Origin of the sequence: Candidatus Desulfosporosinus nitrosoreducens (assembly GCF_030954495.1) — a bacterium.
Lineage (GTDB): Bacteria > Bacillota > Desulfitobacteriia > Desulfitobacteriales > Desulfitobacteriaceae > Desulfosporosinus > Desulfosporosinus nitrosoreducens.
The window spans coordinates 83,160-102,216 of the sequence record NZ_JAVHUW010000041.1 but is presented as its reverse complement, the minus strand read 5'-3'; the positions used below and the strand labels follow the sequence as shown (position 1 = coordinate 102,216).

General features: G+C 47.2%; 14 protein-coding genes and 1 pseudogene. All 15 read left to right on the top strand.

The window, feature by feature from the left end; genetic code table 11:
- Nucleotides 1-638 precede the first annotated feature (638 nt).
- The 15 genes and pseudogenes from REC12_RS07680 to REC12_RS07610 all read left to right on the top strand — a co-directional run bounded on the left by REC12_RS07680 (nucleotide 639) and on the right by REC12_RS07610 (nucleotide 19,017).
- Complete coding sequence (locus tag REC12_RS07680) at nucleotides 639-1,805, top strand: MalY/PatB family protein (protein ID WP_308893324.1); 1,167 nt, start codon at nucleotides 639-641, stop codon at nucleotides 1,803-1,805.
- 249 nt (nucleotides 1,806-2,054) lie between these two features.
- Nucleotides 2,055-5,861 (top strand): phosphoribosylformylglycinamidine synthase, encoded by a 3,807-nt coding sequence (locus REC12_RS07675; RefSeq protein WP_308893322.1) that lies wholly within the window; start codon nucleotides 2,055-2,057, stop codon nucleotides 5,859-5,861.
- Nucleotides 5,862-6,065: 204 nt separating this feature from the next.
- Nucleotides 6,066-6,377 carry a hypothetical protein gene (locus tag REC12_RS07670; protein ID WP_308893321.1) on the top strand — a complete coding sequence of 104 codons (312 nt, stop codon included), beginning with the start codon at nucleotides 6,066-6,068 and terminating at the stop codon, nucleotides 6,375-6,377.
- 45 nt (nucleotides 6,378-6,422) lie between these two features.
- A complete protein-coding gene (locus REC12_RS07665) occupies nucleotides 6,423-6,779 on the top strand; it encodes a DsrE family protein (protein WP_308893320.1) in 357 nt (118 codons plus the stop codon).
- A 429-nt stretch (nucleotides 6,780-7,208) separates the two neighbouring features.
- Nucleotides 7,209-8,108, top strand: coding sequence for a LysR family transcriptional regulator (locus REC12_RS07660; RefSeq protein ID WP_308893319.1), 900 nt, complete (start codon nucleotides 7,209-7,211; stop codon nucleotides 8,106-8,108).
- Nucleotides 8,109-8,372: 264 nt separating this feature from the next.
- Nucleotides 8,373-9,530: an MFS transporter gene (locus REC12_RS07655; protein ID WP_308893318.1), complete on the top strand. Its 1,158-nt coding sequence runs from the start codon at nucleotides 8,373-8,375 to the stop codon at nucleotides 9,528-9,530.
- Nucleotides 9,527-9,763, top strand: coding sequence for an aldo/keto reductase (locus REC12_RS07650; protein WP_308893317.1), 237 nt, complete (start codon nucleotides 9,527-9,529; stop codon nucleotides 9,761-9,763). The genes REC12_RS07655 and REC12_RS07650 overlap by 4 nt, the downstream gene beginning before the upstream one ends.
- Nucleotides 9,764-9,879: 116 nt before the next feature.
- A complete protein-coding gene (locus REC12_RS07645) occupies nucleotides 9,880-10,731 on the top strand; it encodes an aldo/keto reductase (RefSeq protein ID WP_308893316.1) in 852 nt (283 codons plus the stop codon).
- Between the two features lie 13 nt (nucleotides 10,732-10,744).
- A pseudogene (locus REC12_RS07640) lies at nucleotides 10,745-10,837 on the top strand (flavodoxin family protein); the annotation flags it as partial.
- Nucleotides 10,838-11,065: 228 nt separating this feature from the next.
- Nucleotides 11,066-11,302 (top strand): MarR family transcriptional regulator, encoded by a 237-nt coding sequence (locus REC12_RS07635; RefSeq protein WP_308893315.1) that lies wholly within the window; start codon nucleotides 11,066-11,068, stop codon nucleotides 11,300-11,302.
- Between the two features lie 270 nt (nucleotides 11,303-11,572).
- Entirely contained in the window at nucleotides 11,573-12,442 is an 870-nt protein-coding gene (locus REC12_RS07630; RefSeq protein WP_308893314.1) for a DUF3102 domain-containing protein, read from the top strand.
- Between the two features lie 740 nt (nucleotides 12,443-13,182).
- Nucleotides 13,183-15,429, top strand: a complete 2,247-nt coding sequence (locus REC12_RS07625; RefSeq protein WP_308893313.1) for a YcdB/YcdC domain-containing protein — start codon at nucleotides 13,183-13,185, stop codon at nucleotides 15,427-15,429.
- Between the two features lie 257 nt (nucleotides 15,430-15,686).
- Nucleotides 15,687-16,832 carry a M20/M25/M40 family metallo-hydrolase gene (locus tag REC12_RS07620; protein WP_308893312.1) on the top strand — a complete coding sequence of 382 codons (1,146 nt, stop codon included), beginning with the start codon at nucleotides 15,687-15,689 and terminating at the stop codon, nucleotides 16,830-16,832.
- A 30-nt stretch (nucleotides 16,833-16,862) separates the two neighbouring features.
- A complete protein-coding gene (locus tag REC12_RS07615) occupies nucleotides 16,863-17,813 on the top strand; it encodes an EamA family transporter (RefSeq protein WP_308893311.1) in 951 nt (316 codons plus the stop codon).
- 220 nt (nucleotides 17,814-18,033) lie between these two features.
- Nucleotides 18,034-19,017 carry an ABC transporter substrate-binding protein gene (locus REC12_RS07610; protein WP_308893310.1) on the top strand — a complete coding sequence of 328 codons (984 nt, stop codon included), beginning with the start codon at nucleotides 18,034-18,036 and terminating at the stop codon, nucleotides 19,015-19,017.
- Nucleotides 19,018-19,057 lie beyond the last annotated feature (40 nt).

The following is a 19,057-nucleotide window of genomic DNA, read 5'->3' as shown; positions in this document are numbered from 1 at the left end:
AAATCCTCACGAGTTTGATTCTCCTGAACATCTCAGATATTGTTTAAAAATAACTTGCGGGACGGCCAAACTTCTTATGGAGTTTATTGCAGATAAAGGTTTAGGAATACCGGAGGAATAATGAAGACTTGATTCAGGTGGAGTTTTTACTCCAGCTGTATCTTTGTCTCATTTAGCCAGTGACTTTGCAGCTCTTAACTCACCGCTTGCCGATACGGGAGTATTATATCGTATTAGTGAGGTTAAAAAGAACAATTTTTAATGGGGTCTTTTAACTCCATCTGAATCTTAGTCTCACTTATCCAGGGACTTAGCCGCTCTTGACTCACCGCTTGCCAAAGCGGGAGTCTTAGAGCGGATTAGTCATCGGATAAACGTTTGCTTCTTTAAAACAGTTAATGACTTAAGATGAGGATCAATACAAGCTCCTGTCTTTTAGTGAGATGGGAGCTTTTTAATGGTTATAGTGCGAATCTTTGACGTGAAATTATCTTAAACTAAGAAAACTAAGAAAAAAGTGAAACACTGAGCAGCAGTTAACTCTAGCAGCGAGAGAAAGAAAGCGAAGTCTTAGCGCCGGTTCGCTGTAAAACTTAAGGGAACAAGGCCAGGACTACACTCAGAAAGGAGTCATTAAAGTGAACTACAATTTTGACCAACTATACGATCGCCGCCGCACGGGTTCCATAAAATGGGACTTCAATCAAAGAATCTTTGGCCGCGAGGATGTCTTGCCCCTTTGGGTAGCGGATATGGATTTTCTGGCGCCGGAGGCTGTAGTAGAGGCTTTAGTAAACCGGGCGAAGCATGGGATTTATGGTTATACTGACGGAATGGATGAGTACTATGATTCGCTGACAGCTTGGATGGCAGAGCGCCATAACTGGCAAATTCAACGGGACTGGATCGTGTTCAGTCCGGGAGTCGTGCCGGCCCTTAATGAATTGGTGCGGGCTTTAACGAAACCGGGAGAAAAAGTCCTGCTTCAATCACCGGTCTACCCACCCTTTTTTCAGGCCATTAAGAATCATGGCCGTGAGGTAGTCAACAGCCGGCTCAACTTGGTCGACGGCAGATACCTTATGGATTTTGAGGACCTGGAGGAGAAATTTGCGGGCGGCGTTAAAATGATGATTTTGTGCAGTCCGCACAATCCGGTGGGACGAGTCTGGCGGCGTGAAGAACTGGAACGCTTAGGTCAGCTCTGTCTGACTTATGACGTCCTGGTGATTTCCGATGAAATTCATTCCGATCTGATTTACGACGGATATCGCCATATCCCTTTGGCATCTCTTACTCCGGAGCTGGCTTCCCAGTCAATCGTCTGTACTGCTCCCAGTAAGACCTTTAACTTGGCGGGTTTGCAGACTTCAAACTTAATCATTCCCAACGAGAAGTATCGAGCGGCCTATAAATCTTCCGCAGGCTTAACCGGTATTCATCATCCCAATCTCTTTGGCATAACAGCTTTGGAAACGGCTTACCGGGAGGGCAGGGAATGGTTGGAGCAGTTAATGGTCTACTTGCGGGGCAATTTAGAATTTCTGACGTCGTTCACGGCCCGTGAACTGCCGCAGCTTGGTGTCGTCCAGCCTGAAGGGACTTATTTGGTTTGGCTTGATTTCAGAGCTTTGAATTTAGAGCCAAAAGCTTTGCAGGAATTTTTAGTCCACAAGGCCGGCGTGGGGTTAAATGCCGGGTACTCCTTTGGGCCGGGCGGAGAGGGCTTTGAGCGGATAAATATTGGGTGTCCGCGCTCAATCTTAACGGAAGGGCTGGAAAGAATTAAAAGAGCCTGGGCTTAGATAAGTGCCAAGGCTTGAGCAGCCGTTGGCTGAGGATTAATTCCCGGGGGCCGGCCGTTTTGGCTTTAATTTATTTTAGAATCATGGTATTATGCAAGCTAAGAGTATTGTTGCATCACTGGATGCGTCAATTATTTGACGACGAGGTCATAGACAAAGTGCTATGGCCTTAACATATTTTGTCGCCTCAGTACCGGGGCTCCAAGAGATAAGTCCATAACTTTTCAGCAAATAACGAGGGAGGTCATTATGGAATCGCAAACTGTCAAGAGAATTTATGTGGAAAAAAAACCTGGCTACGATATTGAGGCTCAGGGCTTATTGAGCGATTTGCGCGAAAACCTGGGGGTAACGTCGTTAAAAGGTGTGCGGGTTATCAACCGTTATGATATTTCCGGCATTACGGATGAGGAATACCGACAGTCCCGTCCGATTATTTTTGCCGAACCTCCTCTCGATTTGGTGTACGATGAAACTCTGGATATCCCAAGCCAGGAAAGAGTTTTTGCCATGGAATACCTGCCTGGGCAATATGACCAGCGGGCGGATTCCGCGGCTCAATGCATCCAAATTCTCACCCAAAAAGAGCGGCCTAATATTGCCTCCGCGAAAGTTATCGTTTTGCAAGGACCTTTAAAGGAAGAGGACTTCCAGGCCATCAAGAATTATTGTATAAATCCTGTAGAATCAAGAGAAGCTTCTCTGGCCAAACCGGCTGACCTGGAATTTGAGTCCGTCGTCCCTCCGGATGTGGAAGTTATCTCTGATTTTATGGCTAAAACACCCGGGGAGCTCCAGGAGTTTTGGCGGGAATGCGGTTTAGCTATGAGCTTTGAAGATTTAACCTTTTGCCAGACCTATTTCCGGGAAACTGAAAAGCGGAATCCAACGCTGACGGAAATTCGAGTCATTGACACCTATTGGTCCGACCATTGCCGGCATACGACCTTTAACACCAGAATTGAAGAAATCTCCATTCCTGAGGGAGACTTTGCCGTCTCTTTGCAGCGCTCTTACCGGGAGTATCTTAGTTCACGGGATTACGTCTATGCAGAAAGTATAGGGAAGCGAGACGTCAGTCTCATGGACCTGGCAACTTTAGGCATGAAAGAATTAAAGCAAAGAGGGTTGCTTCCGGATTTAGATGAATCCGATGAAATCAATGCCTGCAGTATTGTCGTTAAGCCAGATGTAGACGGTCAGGCCGAAGAGTGGCTGGTAATGTTTAAGAATGAAACTCACAATCATCCCACGGAGATCGAACCTTTCGGAGGAGCGGCAACTTGTTTAGGGGGAGCCATACGTGATCCCCTGTCGGGGCGGACCTACGTTTATCAAGCCATGCGTGTCACGGGAAGCGGCGATCCCAGAGGTAAATTGGAAGATACCCTACCGGGCAAATTGCCGCAGCGGAAAATCACTCAGGGTGCTGCGGCCGGTTACAGTTCCTATGGCAACCAGATTGGTCTGGCAACAGGACAAGTCGCCGAGGTCTATGATGAAGGCTTTATAGCGAAGCGTATGGAGATCGGGGCGGTTATTGCGGCGGCACCACGCCGAAATGTAAAGCGTGAGGTTCCTCAGGCAGGAGATGTCGTCGTTCTGGTAGGGGGCAGAACAGGTCGTGACGGATGCGGCGGGGCAACGGGATCTTCCAAAGAGCATACTGCCGACTCCCTGTTAACCTGCGGTGCGGAAGTTCAAAAGGGGAATCCACCCACGGAACGTAAAATTCAGCGTCTTTTCCGCAAAGCGGAAATCAGCACCATGATTAAGCGCTGCAATGATTTCGGAGCAGGCGGAGTTTCCGTGGCCATCGGGGAATTAACCGAGGGATTGGAAATTAACCTGGACGCCGTACCGAAAAAATACGAGGGACTTGACGGAACGGAACTGGCGATTTCCGAATCCCAGGAGCGTATGGCCGTTGTGATTGATTCCCAACATCTGGAGGAATTTATTCGGTTTGCCCGCGGGGAAAACCTGGAAGCCACACCGGTAGCCCGAGTGAGTTCTGATCCGAGACTTAAAATGACCTGGAGAGGCCGGCTGATTGTCGATTTGAGCAGGGAGTTTCTGAATACCAATGGGGTTAAACAGAGGACAAAGGTTCGGGTCAATTTGCCGGAGACAGCCACTAACTACTTTAAAAGATTGCCCGCCGCTCTGACAGCCTTCCTGGAGGAGCCTTCCGGCAATACTTCAGTTAAGCAGGCTTGGCTGGCAAATTTACAAGATTTAAACGTTTGCAGTCAAAAAGGTCTCGTTGAGAGGTTTGACAGCAGTATCGGCATGTCTACGGTTTTGATGCCCTTGGGCGGCAAGTATCAAATCACTCCGGCCGAGGGCATGGTCGCTAAGCTTCCGCTTTTGTCCGGGGACTCCAAGCTGGCCACGGTGATGACCTTTGGCTACAATCCTCAATTGGCAAAATGGAGCCCTTTTCACGGAGCCCTTTATGCCGTCGTGGATGCGGTGACCAGGATTGTAGCTTTAGGCGGGGATTATCGCCAGGTCCGCCTGACCCTTCAGGAGTATTTCGAAAAACTGGGGTCTGATCCGGAAAAATGGGGCAAACCTTTCAGTGCTTTGCTCGGAGCTTTCTATGCCCAGAAAAAACTCCAGATTCCGGCTATCGGCGGAAAAGACAGTATGTCCGGTACCTTCATGGATTTAAACGTGCCGCCGACTTTAGTGGCCTTTGCCGTCGCTACCCTTGACGTAGATCAGGTTGTGTCTCAGGAGTTTAAAAAGCCGGGCAGTCAGGTTGTCTTAGTTTCCGTACCGCGGGATGAGCAGGAAATTCCTGATTTCGAGCAATTGATGAAAAATTATCGGAAGGTCCGGGAATTGATTCCAACAGGCAGCGTTTTGTCTGCCCACAGTGTTCGCGTGGGCGGGCTTGCCGCGGCTCTCAGCAAAATGGCTTTCGGAAATCGCCTCGGCCTTACGCTGAAAGAACCCCTTGACTTGTCCGATCTTTTCACGGCCAATTATGGTTCACTGGTTTTAGAAATCGCCGCAACCGCCAATTTAAAGGATGCTTTCGGCGATGTGCCTTATCAACTGCTCGGTTTCACCCACAACAATCCCGTCATCACGGTCAACGGAGCAACTATTGAGCTGGAAGAGGCCCAACGGGCCTGGGAGCAGCCTTTGGAAAAAATCTTCCCGACCCAAGCTGAGACAATGCCCGCCCCGGCGGTTGTGAGTTATAAATTGCGCAATACGCAAAAGCCTTCGTTTAAGTTGGCAAAACCTAAGATCTTTATTCCTGTCTTTCCCGGAACCAATTGTGAGTATGATTCCGCTAAAGCCTTTGAAACAGCCGGAGGGTCTGTGGAAACCTTGGTCATTCGCAACTTAAGTCCCGCCGCTGTGGAGGAATCAATCCGGGAGATGGCCAAAATGATAGCCCAAGCCCAAATTGTCATGCTGCCCGGCGGTTTCAGTGCCGGTGACGAACCCGACGGTTCCGGCAAATTTATCGCGACCATGTTCAGAAATCCTCGGATTAAAGAGGCTGTTTCCCAACTCTTAGAGCAGCGGGATGGCCTGATGCTGGGGATTTGTAATGGTTTTCAGGCCCTCATTAAACTTGGTTTGGTTCCTTATGGTGAGATCCTGGATTTAACCGCTGAAGCTCCGACCCTTACCTATAACAAAATCGGGCGGCACGTTTCCTGTATGGTCCAAACTAAAGTTGTGTCTGTTTTATCTCCCTGGTTCAGCGGAGTGAAACTGGGGGAGATTCATACAATTCCTGTGTCCCACGGAGAAGGACGATTCGTCGCCAGTCAGAACATCATCGAGACCTTGGCGGCTAACGGGCAAATCGCCACCCAGTACGTTGATTTCGACGGCAATCCGAGCAACAATATTCTCCACAATCCCAACGGTTCCTTTGCCGCCATTGAGGGGATTACCAGTCCCGACGGGCGAATCTTAGGCAAGATGGCTCATTCTGAGCGAACCGGCTATGGGGTGGCGTGCAATATTCCGGGCAATAAGTATCAGCCTATTTTCGCAGGCGGCGTCAATTATTTCAGGGGGTAAAGCGTTTAGTTTGCCCTTGGCAATGATGAAGACCGATATTAGCTCTACGCGAGGAGTAGCTTGAAAACATTTCTATAGCAGGGTTTTAGGAGTGTATGTCGAAGTCATAGACAGGACATATCCACAGACAAAATTATCCTAGCAACAGAGTAGGAATAGTTAAAGCACAAAAATTAATCACAAATTAATTAGGAGATGAACTTCATGGAAACTAAATTTGAAGCAGCAGTTGTCACAGAACAAGGTAAAACCATTGCGGTGGTTTCCGTCCAGCCTTCCATATTCCAGAATTCGAATAACGCGATTATGATTATCAAAGCCTTGCTGCCGATTTTCCCGGGAATGCCGGTTATGCTCATGGCACTCGATAATCAAGGAACTCCGGCTTATTATGGCAGATCAGATTTGGTCCTTTTGCTGGAAAGCATTAATATTAAAGAAGCACCTTGGAAAGAAATTACGGCAGAGATTGATTTGAGCAACTCTTGCCCAAGCAAAGAGGTGGAGGATATGTAAAAAATTCTGATCTTCCTGCACCCCAAAAGTAGAGGAGGAATTAGCTTGGAAAAATTTTTATTTGTGCTGAGTCGAGGACTCGAAGATCCTGTCCGCGCCACGCGGGCCTTTCACCTGGCCAAAGTCGCCAAGGAAAAGGGGCATGAAGTTAATATTTTCTTAGTTGATGACGCTGTTTCATACGCAATTTTGGGATTAGCCGACAGTGTGACGGCGCCAACAGGAGATAATGCCAAACAGTACCTGGATTATCTCGTCAGCCAAAACGTGCCGTTTTTTGTCTGTACTCCCTGTGCCCGGACCAGACTCTTCGGGGAAGATCAATTTATCGCCGGCGCTGAATTGTCAACGGCAGGCCGCCTGATTGATTTAGCGGCCGAATCCAAGGTATTTACATTTTGATGAATTCTCATTGCCAGAACTACTGCGATGCCTTGATGGGATACTCTGATGCGATACTCTAAACTTAGTTGCAGAGAAAGCTTTAAAATTGCCAGCTGTACTTATGGCATTAATTATAACGCGAGACACTGAAAACAGGTTTTCCTATTTCTCCTCCACGGTGTGATAGGGACATTTTCTAAACCGTGGTGAAGTGGACGCTATGTATCGGCAGACAGTGAAATTTTCGCTGTCTGCCGGTTGCCATTTTATGCGACCTCGGGTGAATCGCTTGGTGGTTCTTGTTCGACTTGCTGTCCGCTCGCATTGTCCGGCAATTCAATATCCCGATAGTAACTATTGATTTCCTGTGCGGCGGTGTGAGACTAGTTTTCCTTACGCTCACCGACTTCCACTTTCTCAATTGCACTTAGACGGGAGGTGAAGATTGTGTACAACCGCCAATTAGACACATTTATACAGGTGGCGGATGCCGGAAGTTTTGCCAAGGCTGCACAGAGTTTATTTATAAGCTCTACTGCGATTATTAAGCAGATCAATTTGCTGGAAAAAGATTTAGGATTACAGCTATTGATCCGGACGCATCGAGGCGTTATTTTGACGGAGGCCGGAAAATCTCTGTATAAGGATAGCAAGTATATCATCCAGTATGCGAAGGATTCACTGGCGAGAGCGAGAAATGCGGCACAGAGCAGCAATAATATTATTCGTATCGGTACATCGTTTATGACACCGAGTCAGTTTTTATTGGAATTATGGCCCCAAATTCAAGAGCATTGTCCAAACCTTAAATTTCAATTAATCCCCTTTGAAAACACGCCGGAAAATGCTGCGGAAATTTTAGCAAATTTGGGTCGAAAAATCGACTTAGTGGCAGGCCTTATTGATGGAAACATCAGAGAGTATCGGGGGTGTGATGCCTTGGAACTTTACAAAACACCGATTTGCTGTGCGGTATCCATCCATCACAGACTGGCGAAAAAAGACCGCCTGACCATTCAGGATTTATTTGGCGAGAATTTTATGCTGATACGGCGCGGTTGGAACAGCTATGTTGACCTCCTGCGGGATGATATTTGGAGGAACTACCCGCAAATTACCGTGCAAGACTTTCAGTTTTATGATGTGAGTGTATTCAACCAGTGTGAAAACAGCAACGATGTTCTGATGGCTGTAGGAATTTGGGAGAATGTGCATCCATTACTGAAAATTTTGCCGGTAGAATGGGAGCATCAGATCCCCTTTGGCCTGCTGTATTCTCCCTCTCCGTCTGACAGTGTCCTCTCTCTCATTTATGCTGTCAGCCAAGTTTTTGATTTGAAAAAATAATAAGAAAGCTGAAGAAGTCCACGAGGAATTGACCTCGTGGATTTTTTTGTTTTAAGAGCTATAACCTTTAGGTTGCCGCTAATGAACTTATTGAAACTTCTTGTCGCTGATTCCTTGTTTTATAGTGAAGATGTGAAAAATACAGATTGCGAAACCCGACGATCCCACAAAATCTACTGCTCAAAAAAGCCAGTGACTATACGGATTCCAGAGCTTCGCCATCACAAAACAGAAAATTATGAGCAGAGGAGAATACAACACACCATGAATAAAACAATGAATAACAGCCGGAAAATATATATCCTGGCGATTATTTGCTTTGTGGTTGGGACAACGCAATTCGGTATCGTGGGGATGCTCGATAAGATTGCTGATTCTGTCGGTGTATCCGTAGCGACGGCGGGACAGCTTGTGACAGTATTTGCTCTCAGTAACGCTATAGGAACCCCGCTTGTCGTTGTGGCGATGGCAAAGATGAATCAGAGCAGGCAGCTCCTGTTCGCCCTGGGAATGATATTAGTGGGCATTGCTTCCATGCTGGTGCTCCCAGGGTTTGCACTCTTAATGGTCGCCCGCGCCATCCTCGGGGTTGGTACCGGAGTTTTCATAGTCAATGCCTATGGAGTGGCTGCGAAATTGGCGCTTCCCGGACGGCAGGGCAGTGCGATGTCAAATGTATCAATGGGATTCAGTTCATCCCTTGTGTTCGGAGTTCCATTGGGCAGAATGGCGGCAGGAGCACATCAATGGAAAACTATTTTTTGGATTATCGGAGTTCTCACTTTCATTGCACTGTTTGTTATTAAAAAAACAGTCCCTACTTTTGAAAGCGAAGATTCCACTCCCCTTGTAAAACGGCTTGCACTTTTAAAAAATCCGAGCATAGCCTTTATGCTCAGTGTGACTTTACTCGTGTTTATCGGATTTTCCGTGATTGATACCTATATCACACCGTTTCTAAGCGCTTCCATGCCGATGATGAAAGAAAAAATAAGCATGATTCTCATGACTTTGGGAATTGGAAGCCTGATCGGGTCTAAATTGGGCGGCATCTTAGCAGATCGGTTCGGCATCGTTCGGACATTATTGGGCGCAATGCTTGTTCAAGCCATTGTTCTTATACTGGTGCCTGTCAGTTCCGGCGGGGTAATAACCACCATTATACTGCTTATGATATGGGAGGTTGCCTGCTGGACTTTTGGACCGACTCAAAACTTTAATCTCGTGTCGCTTGCTCCAGAGGTTTCCGGAATTGCACTCAGTTTAAACAGCACATTCGTACAGTTTGGCTTTGCTCTCGGCGCCGGTATCGGTGGAATCACGGTAAGAGGATGGTCGGTCATGGCAATCACATGGATCAGTGCCGCTGCCGCTGCGGCGGCGATCCTGATTTTCGTTTTTTCCCGTTTGAAGTACCTATGATCGACCTTGGCTGTATGGGCATGAGCCACGGCTACGGTCCCCGCCGCAGACAAAGACGAGCCATCAGACTCATCCGTCGGACGGTGGAGCTTGGCGTCACCTTCTTTGATATCACCGAAGCCTACGACGAGGGTGAAAATGAGAAGCTGGTGGGCGAGGCGCTGGCCCAAATCCAAATCTCCGGGGCTCGCTATCCGGTGGGATCGGATTATGATAAGAGGGCCGGAAAGTAAGCAGGGATGGAGGACAAATTTATGAGCAAAAAGGTTTTGATATTATCCAGCGGCTCTCGCAGAGCGGGCACATGGCTTATGAAGCCGGAAAGCAAAGTTAGACAGGAGGATTTGAGATGGAATATGTAACTTTAAACAATGGCGTTAAAATGCCGATTTTAGGATATGGAGTTTTTCAGATTACCGATGCTGCCCAATGTGAGCAGGCCGTCGTGGAGGCGATCTCAACCGGTTATCGGCTCATTGATACGGCTGCATCCTATGGAAATGAAGAAGCTGTTGGCAGAGCCGTCAAGCGCTGCGGAATTTCCCGTGACGAGCTGTTCGTTACTACAAAATTGTGGATTACAGATGCAAGCTATGAAGGGGCTAAAAAAGCGTTTTACAAATCTCTGGACAAATTGGGGTTGGATTATCTGGATTTATATCTGATTCACCAGCCCCTGAATGATTACTACGGTGCATGGCGGGCAATGGAGGGATTATATCAAGAGGGAAAAGTGCGGGCGATTGGTGTATCGAACTTCTATCCTGACCGTCTGGTGGATTTAATTGCGTTTAATCGTGTAGTACCGGCAGTCGATCAGATAGAGGCAAATGTGTTCTTCCAACGGGAAGATGCACAAAAAGTCATGGTAGAAAAGGACGTACAGATGGAGTGCTGGGCGCCGTTTGCTGAAGGACACTACAATCTGTTTGAAAACGAAACTTTACGGGAGATTGGAAGCCGCTATGAAAAAAGCGTGGCACAGGTGGTTCTTCGCTGGCTGATTCAGAGGAAAATTGTCTGTATCCCCAAAACAGTGAGCAAAGAGCGGATGAAGCAAAACCTTGATATATTTAATTTCCGGCTGACAGAAAACGATATGGCGGAGATTGCGAAGCTGGACATGAATACCAGCAGTTTCTTTGATCACCGCGACCCGGCCGCTGTAGAAAAACTGGCAAACTTAGTCCGTAACGTATAGGAAGGTGTATGGTATGAAAGTGTTATTGGTGAATGGCAGCCCTCATAAAAAGGGCTGCACCTATACCGCACTGTGCGAAGTGTCTGAAGCATTAAATAGTGCGGGTTTTATGAGGGTCTGTATTCAACTTTTGAATGTGTAATTGCCTGTCGTTGTTAAATAGCTGGAAGGTGGCAATATTGTGATTGAATTAAATTGTTTGTAAAAACAGTATCAGTACGCTGACTCTATCTCTCTGCATGCTGTTTTTTAATAAATAGTTGACATAGTCCATTATTTGAAGCCCTATAAATAGTGGATTTAGTCTACTATTTATAGGAAAGGAGTTCACATAATGGGCGCAGATATCGTATTGATTGACCACATCCGTGAGTTCAATCGCTTTTATACGAATGTTTTGGGACTGCTCAACCAGCATTATTTATCTGACTTTTCGCTGACAGAAGCAAGAATCTTGTTTGATTTGAGCGATCTTGGCTGCTGCACTGCGAACGCATTGTCGTCCAGACTGAACATTGATAAAAGTTACATGAGTAGGATTATTAAGAGGTTTGAAAAAAAGGATTGGTAAATAGAACCATTTCTTCTGACGACGGCCGCGTTTATGCCTTAGAACTATTTGGAGTAACACGGGTTCTCACTACATAGATACGAAGTTGAATATTGGCATCTATATTCACCTAACTACTCAAGTTAAAAGCTACATTTTTTATCGGATAGTATAGGGAAAAAAAGATGGCGCCTCACAGCATCCGGGAAGGGAGCAAGTATATTTAGCTCGTCACGCTGGAAAGCCTGTTTGCATATTCTGTCAATGTAATAGGCAAACAGGCAGGTGATTATGATCGGAACAACAGTATCAAAGCGCACACCAACTGTGATTGCGGCGGAAATCAACCAGATCAACCAACAGACCGGAAAAATCCTCCTGACCAATGCCGTCGAGATCGGGCGGCGGCTGAAGGAAGCCAAGGATTTGGTTCCCTATGGAGCATGGGGCCAATGGCTGCAGGAATCGGTCCGGTATTCCAAGAGTACCGCGGCTAACCTGATGCGTCTTTATCAGGAATATGGGCCCAGGATGTCAGCTGCTTCCGCCGGCGAAAGCTTGCCAGATTTCCAACCGGTTGGAAATCTGACTTACACCCAAGCCTTGATCCTTCTGGATGTCCCGGAAGAAGAGCGGGAACAATTCATGGCGGACAATGATCTCGGGAGTATGAGTAAACGGGAACTCCTTCAGGTCGTCAAGGAAAGCCAGTCTCTGCAGGCGGAAGCTCAACCCCAGCCCCAGCCCCAGCCTCAACCCCATTCCCAACCCCAAGGAACCATTCAGCCCTTACCGGAGAGCAGCCAGACTGTTCAGGAAAATCAAGGGATTGAAATAATCCATGTGGTGAAAAACAAAACCAGACCCTCAAAGGTCAGTATCACCACCGTCTTGTCCGATAAGCCCGGCGCTGGGTCCGGCCCGGTCATTACTCCGGAGGATTTGGTTGCTATAGAGGCAGCTGAAGCCAAGGTCATCCATTGCCGCCAACAGATCGTTACACTCTTTGAGGAAATACAGAAGGCGCTTAAAGAGCTGAACTGCAAAGATCCGGAGAGGAAAGAAAAAAGCCGGCAAGAGGCCTATAAAATGTTGATAAACCTGACCAAGCAGTTGGAAGTATGGCCGCCTATTCCCCGATTCTTGGTCACTGAGTCTTGAGATAGGCGGCTTATAGACCGATAAATCAAAGGGTCTGTTACACAAAACGTGCAACAGGCTCTGTTTCTTGGTAATCATTTTTCAAAAGCAGGTCTTAGAGGCATTGCCATCGGGGATGGTGCATTGATTGGTCACAACGCAGTTCTGGCTGCCCTTAAGTATTTCAGTAGATGCTGCATGGGTGATATATTATAGTAAGAAATAAAACGCAATTCCAAATTATCAATAGTAATATGCACTAAATGCACTATTATAATTTGGTCTATTCAACCACACAGATCAACAGGAGTTAATGGTTGTTTTCATTGTTACTTATATATTGAAACACCTCATTTCCAAGTGGCTTCGGAAATGAGGTGTTTTCCGTATTCAGTTGGCCTTATGGGGTAGGGTCACAACTTTCCTTGTAACTTCCCGTCTTTTTGGGGAGAACCTGTTTTTCGTTTAAATCCCCTAACGAGGATAAGCTAATTGAATTTTAAAACTAAGTGGTGCAGTAATTCTCAGGAGCTTTTAATACGAAATTTGTAATTTAAAGTCGATAAATTCTTTTGCCAGAAAAGCAAAGGTTTATCCGTCTATATTCTATAATAAAAGATAACTAAGCAGCGAGCTCTTATTTTAAGAAGAGGGGAAGAGGGGGGATGTAGTAAGTACGTCAATATTTATTCCCAATCCGGGCCTAAAGTCAGCAGGCTGAGAGTAATGTGGGATTAAGAGAAGGAAAGGCAGGTAAGAGAATGCATAAAAAATACAAGAAAGCCATGGCGGGAATTATATCCATGATATTTTTTCTGCAAATGAGTTCTTCGCCGGTCTTAGCGGCGGTCAATGTTTCCGAACCGGTTTCTCAGGCAGAGGTTTCGCCGGAAATAACCTTAGAAAAAGCAATCCAGATCGTTAAAACAAATTTTGAAATTCCGTCGGAATTAAGCAACTTCACGTCCAACTACAATACGAGTGATGACCGGCACGCCTGGTCACTGCATTGGAATAATCCGGGGAACCCCGGGGATTTTTCGGCTGAAGTCAATGCCGACAATGGAGATATCTTAAGTTTGAATTATTGGAGAAATGAGGACTCTGCGGCGGCTGCACCCCTTCCGGCCATTACGAAGACCAGTGCGCAAACAATCAGTGACGATCTTCTGGCCCGCCTCTTGGGAGACCGGGCAGGGCAGATAAAGCTTCTCTCCAAGGATCAGGAGATTTTACCCCTCAATAATTACGGACCGATCAGTTATTCCTTCCAGTATCAGCGGCTTATTAAGGATATTCCCGTTTTAGGGGACGGGGTCAATGTACAAGTGTCCGGTTCGGATGGACACATCATTTCGTACAATCTCAATTGGAGCAATCTTCAGGTTCCTGAGCAAAAAGAGGTAATTAGTGCCGATCAAGCCCGGCAAGCTTTAGCCTCAGCTTCATTCTTTAAACTCCTCTATTGGCTGCCTGCTCCCTATCGGATTCTCAGTCTTGGCCAAAAACAGGAAGCTAAGCTCGTTTACCAGTTAAGCGGGCAAACCGGAGGGGCCATCGACGCTTTGACAGGGGAGCCCCTAAAATTGGACCCTGGAGATTGGATTGATGAAACGTCGGCGCTCAGTGGCGGAATCGGAGGCAAGGGAGATATGGCCGGATCGGCATCCAGCCAGCCTTCGGCGCTTACCCCTCAGGAACAGCAAGAAATCGATCAAACTGCCAAACTTCTTAAACAGGATGAAGCGATTGCGGCGGTCCAGCGTTGGATTAGTATTCCCGACAATTTAACCTTGAGAAGTGCCAATTTAAGCACTGACTGGAGGAGTGCGGATAGTCGCGTATGGAGTTTTGACTGGTCTAACCCCAGTCCGGAGAGTACGGACGGTAAAGCTCAATACTTAAACGCCAGAATTGATGCCTCCAGCGGCGAGCTGCTTGGTTTCAATCTTGCTTACCCGCAAACCGGGAAAGCGGATACCGAGCTGGACAAAGCTGCCCTGCAAAAACTGGCGGAGGATTTTCTTAAAAAAGTTCAGCCCAATCGCTTCAGCCAGGTGGCTTTAGACGGCAATACGGATGCGGATTCCGATTCAGGAGTTAGCAGTGATCAGCAAAAAATTGTCGGGCCTATTGACGCAAGCAATTTCTCCTATCAGCGTATTGTCAACGGCCTTGATTTTCCCAATAACGGCATGACAGTGAATGTCGATCCCGCAAGCGGGACGATTACCAATTATGAGCTTAATTGGTCAGACCTTGATTTTCCGAGTGCCTCCGGAATACTGAGCAAAGACCAAGCGGTGGGGGCTTTTCTGACCTCCCGTCCTCTGACTCTGGCTTATGTTCGGATATACTCTAACGGAGTTCCCGGCGATGTCCGCTTGGTCTATCTTCCTTTAAATCTAAATCAGGGTCAAAGCGTTCAGTCCGCCAATATCATCGATGCCAGGAGCGGAGAGATGCTCGATTATCAGGGGCAGCCCCTGTCAGAGGAGCCTAAACCCTATAGTTTCTTTGATTTGGCGGGAATTGAGGAGCAGCAGGAGATTGCGGCTCTTGGGCAGGCGGGATTATTCGGAGATTTCGGGAATAGCTTTAAACCCCGTGAAACGATGACTGTTGCTTCTCTGCTGCGGGCCATGTATCTGAGCCGGTTCGGCCTCTGGGGAAACGCTTCCCTTTCAGATCTGGAAATCATGGCTAAAGCTAAAGAACAAGGGTGGTTAAAAGAGGACTTACAGCCGGGCGATCCCGTCAAGCGGGAACTCCTGTGCGAGTTCCTTATCCGCTACCTGCAGCTGAACAAGCTGGCAGAACTGAAAAACATTTACCAGGTTAATTTCCGGGATGCGGCTCAAATTGCTCCGGATGCCCTGGGATACGTTGCTCTGGCCACGAGTACCGGGATCTTGAATGCCGGAGGGACTAATTTCGCCCCGGATGAAGCGGTAAATCGTGCGGAAGCCGCCGGGGCGCTGTTTAGAGCTCTGAACTGGCACAACTGATACAGCCGGATATACGGATGATCGTTTTAACCATGGAGTTTCGGCCTGAGAGGCCAGGACTTCATGGTTTTTGTTATACCGCAGACAATGCAGAGAGCAGCGCCTTCCGGCAGCAAGAGGCGGGCTCTTTGACATAACAGCAGGAATTGGAGTAAAATTGTTGAATTATAGATATGCTGATTTAAGAAGCATCTTTAAGCGCATACGGTTAAGAAATCTTAAAGTAAGAAATCTTAAAGAGAGAAGGAAGAAGAGAAATGCCTAATCAATCACGGTTGATCGCTGAATTTTTGGAACTTGTAAAAATTGATTCCCCAACACGTAAAGAGCGGCAGGTTGCCGAGATTCTTAAGGATCGCCTGCTAGGCTTAGGTATGGAGGTCAGCGAGGACCAAACCGGTGATCTCATTGGCGGGAACTGCGGAAACATTTTTGGCTATCTGAAAGGCAACCTGCCCGAGGCCCCCGTACTTTTGCTTTCCGCGCATATGGACACGGTGGAGCCTTGTCTCAATATTGAGCCTGTTAGTCAAGAGGGAATCATTACATCTGCAGGCGCCACTATTTTAGGGGCGGATGATAAATCCGGAATTGCACCAATCTTAGAAGCCTTGAGGGTTGTCAAAGAAAAAGAGATTCCTCATGGAGATATCCAGGTGATTTTCAGCGTTGCGGAAGAAGGCGGTCTTAACGGCTCCAGAAATCTTGATCAATCCCGGTTAAAGGCGAATTACGGATTTGTGCTGGACTCCGGGGGAGCTCCCGGGAGAATAATTCTTGAAGCCCCCGGTCAGGACCGAATTAACGTAGCAATAAAAGGCAAGGCGTCTCATGCCGGTATTGCACCCGAAGAGGGGATCAGCGCAATTGTTGTGGCCGCAAAGGCTATCGCTCAAATGACAATAGGACGCCTTGACGAGGAAACGACCTCGAATATCGGAACAATTCAGGGTGGCCTGGCTACAAATATTGTCGCCGAAAACGTGACTATCGCCTGCGAGTCAAGAAGCCGCGACTTGACTAAACTGGAACGGCTTACTGCCCAAATGTGTGAAACATTCCGGCAGACGGCGGAAGAAATGGGAGCTAAGGCAGAGATTAAGGTACAAAGGCTGTACACTCCGTTTAAGCTGTCCAGAGAATCGGAAGTGGCGCTTCTGGCGGTTCAAGCAGCCCAAGCGGCCGGCCTGCATCCGGAATTCCTGGCCACAGGCGGAGGAAGTGACGCCAATAATTATAATCAGTATGGAATTCCCTGTGCCGTTTTATCGACCGGCATGCAAAAGCTTCATACAACGGAGGAATATATCCAGGAAAAGGATCTTCTCAGGACTACCGAATTAGTATTGGAAATCATTAAGGCTGCCGCTTTGAAAACGAAAGATGAGATATTAAAAAAATAGTAAAACTTAGGGAAATCGGGGTTTTTGACAATGGGTAATCAACAAAAACAAGCGGTTGGCCCAGGCGCCGTTCTGATCTTTATTTCTACCTTAGGGTTTAGTGTTTACCCGATTCTCGGCAAATTCGTTTTTGCCGGCGGCGCAGCTCTTGCTACGGTTTTATTCGTCCGTTTTATTCTTGCTGCCCTGTTTTTTGGGACGATTGCTTTAATACGCGAAGGCTTCCCTCACCTGCCTGGCAAGACCTGGTTAACTATGTGGTGTATGGGGGGGATTGGCTATTCTCTGATGGCCGGTTTTTACTTGTCTTCGGTTCGTTATATTCCCGCTTCTTTAGCGGCTTTACTTCTATACGCCTATCCAATCATCGTTACAGTTTTAGCCGTATTAAGTCGTCAGGAAGAACTTTCCGGTTTGAAACTTGTCGGGCTGCTGCTGTCAACCCTTGGTCTCATACTCGTTTTAGGTTTAGCGTTAAAAGGAATTAATCCCCTGGGAATAGCCCTGGCTCTTGGCGCGGCTTTCCTTTATGCCGTTTACATTCTTTTAGGCAATCATGTTTTACGGACAACGACTCCTTTGGTCAGCACCTCTATGATCTCTATTTCAGCCGCTGTCACTTACGGCATTGTAGGCTTGGCAACCGGCGGCACAACCTGGACTCTTTCCTGGGGAACCTGGATGGGCATAGGGGGCATAGCCCTTTTTTCCACGATTATTGCCATGCTGACCTTCTTTCAGGGTATGAAACTGATCGGAGCTACTTCAGCATCAATTATCAGTACTTTAGAGCCGGTTATGACTGTGGTTTTAGCTGTCTTCCTGTTTAGTGAACATCTCTCACTGCTGCAAATGGCCGGCGGGGTATTGGTGATCTTGGGCGGTATAGTGGCAGTTCTTGCTCCTTCCTTTCCCCCAAACCGCAAAGGGAAGGCCGAGAGAGTTGAAATTCAGACGACAGGTAAGAACTTTGTTCCTTAAACTACAGGCGCCAGCTCTTACATCCGTTCACTCCCGGAGGGGGAGCTGCCTTTGGGGTCTGCTGATTTTTGAAGATGTTTCAGGTTAGAATTAAGATTAAGAGCGGAATCAGGATTGAAATCAGAAACTGAAACAGCAAAAAAGGAATACAATGATCTCTGTCGAAATAGAGAAAGTTGTGCTTTAAGTGAAGTATTAAGGAATAAGGAGTGGCAAAACTATGCAAAAAAGAAGTTTCTGGTTCAAGATAGTCCCGGTTGTCCTGGGTTTGGCTTTAATAGTTTCAGGTTGCGCTGCGTCTCCGGCGCCTACCAATCAATCTTCAGCGACGACAAGCAAACCGGTAAAAATCGGAGTATTGCCGATAGAAGATAACCTGCCTTTTTATGTTGCGGAAAAAGATGGATTATACACGAAGGAAGGCGTGCAAGTTCAGTTGGTCAACTTTGCCAGCGCCGTGGAACGCGACACAGCCTTGCAAGCCGGTCAAATTGACGGTGAAGTCGCCGATCTGGTTGCCGTGGCCTTGTTAAAGAAAAGCGGAACAGATGTAAAAATTGCGGCTATTGGCCTCGGGGCAACTCCGCAAGAAGGGCGTTTTGCCATTCTGTCCTCACCCAAATCAAATATCCGGGATTTAAATGCTCTTAAAGGAGCTACCCTGGGAATCTCCGAAAACTCGATCATTGATTATGTCAGCGATCAGCTGCTCACTGACAAGGGGATTCCGCTCAGTGAGGTTAAGAAAATGTCCATTCCCAAAATGCCAGTGCGCCTTGACATGCTGCTTTCAGATCAAATTAATGCCGCTTGCTTGCCTGATCCTTTAGCGGCACTGGCTCAAGCCAAGGGAGCACACTTAGTAGCCGACGATACTTATCGCAACATCAGTCAGACTGTATTTTTGTTCAGGAGCCAAAGCATTCAGGATAATCCCGCGGGCATAAAAGCAGCTGTTCGGGTTTATGGTCTGGCCGGACAAGCTTTAAGTGATCATCCGGATCAGTACCACAGTCTGTTTTTGGAAAAAGCCCAGGTTCCTGCTGACATTCAGCAAACTTATAAAACGCCAACCTTCTCAAAACTTCAATTGCCAACGCAGGATGAAATTGACAGCGTAATGAAATGGATGGTCGCCAAGAAACTTATTCCTCAAGCCTACAGCTACAATGATCTGGTAGACGGCACTCTCCTGCCTCAATAGCCATTGAGCGTTGAAATGTTAATTTCCGACCTCAGAAATA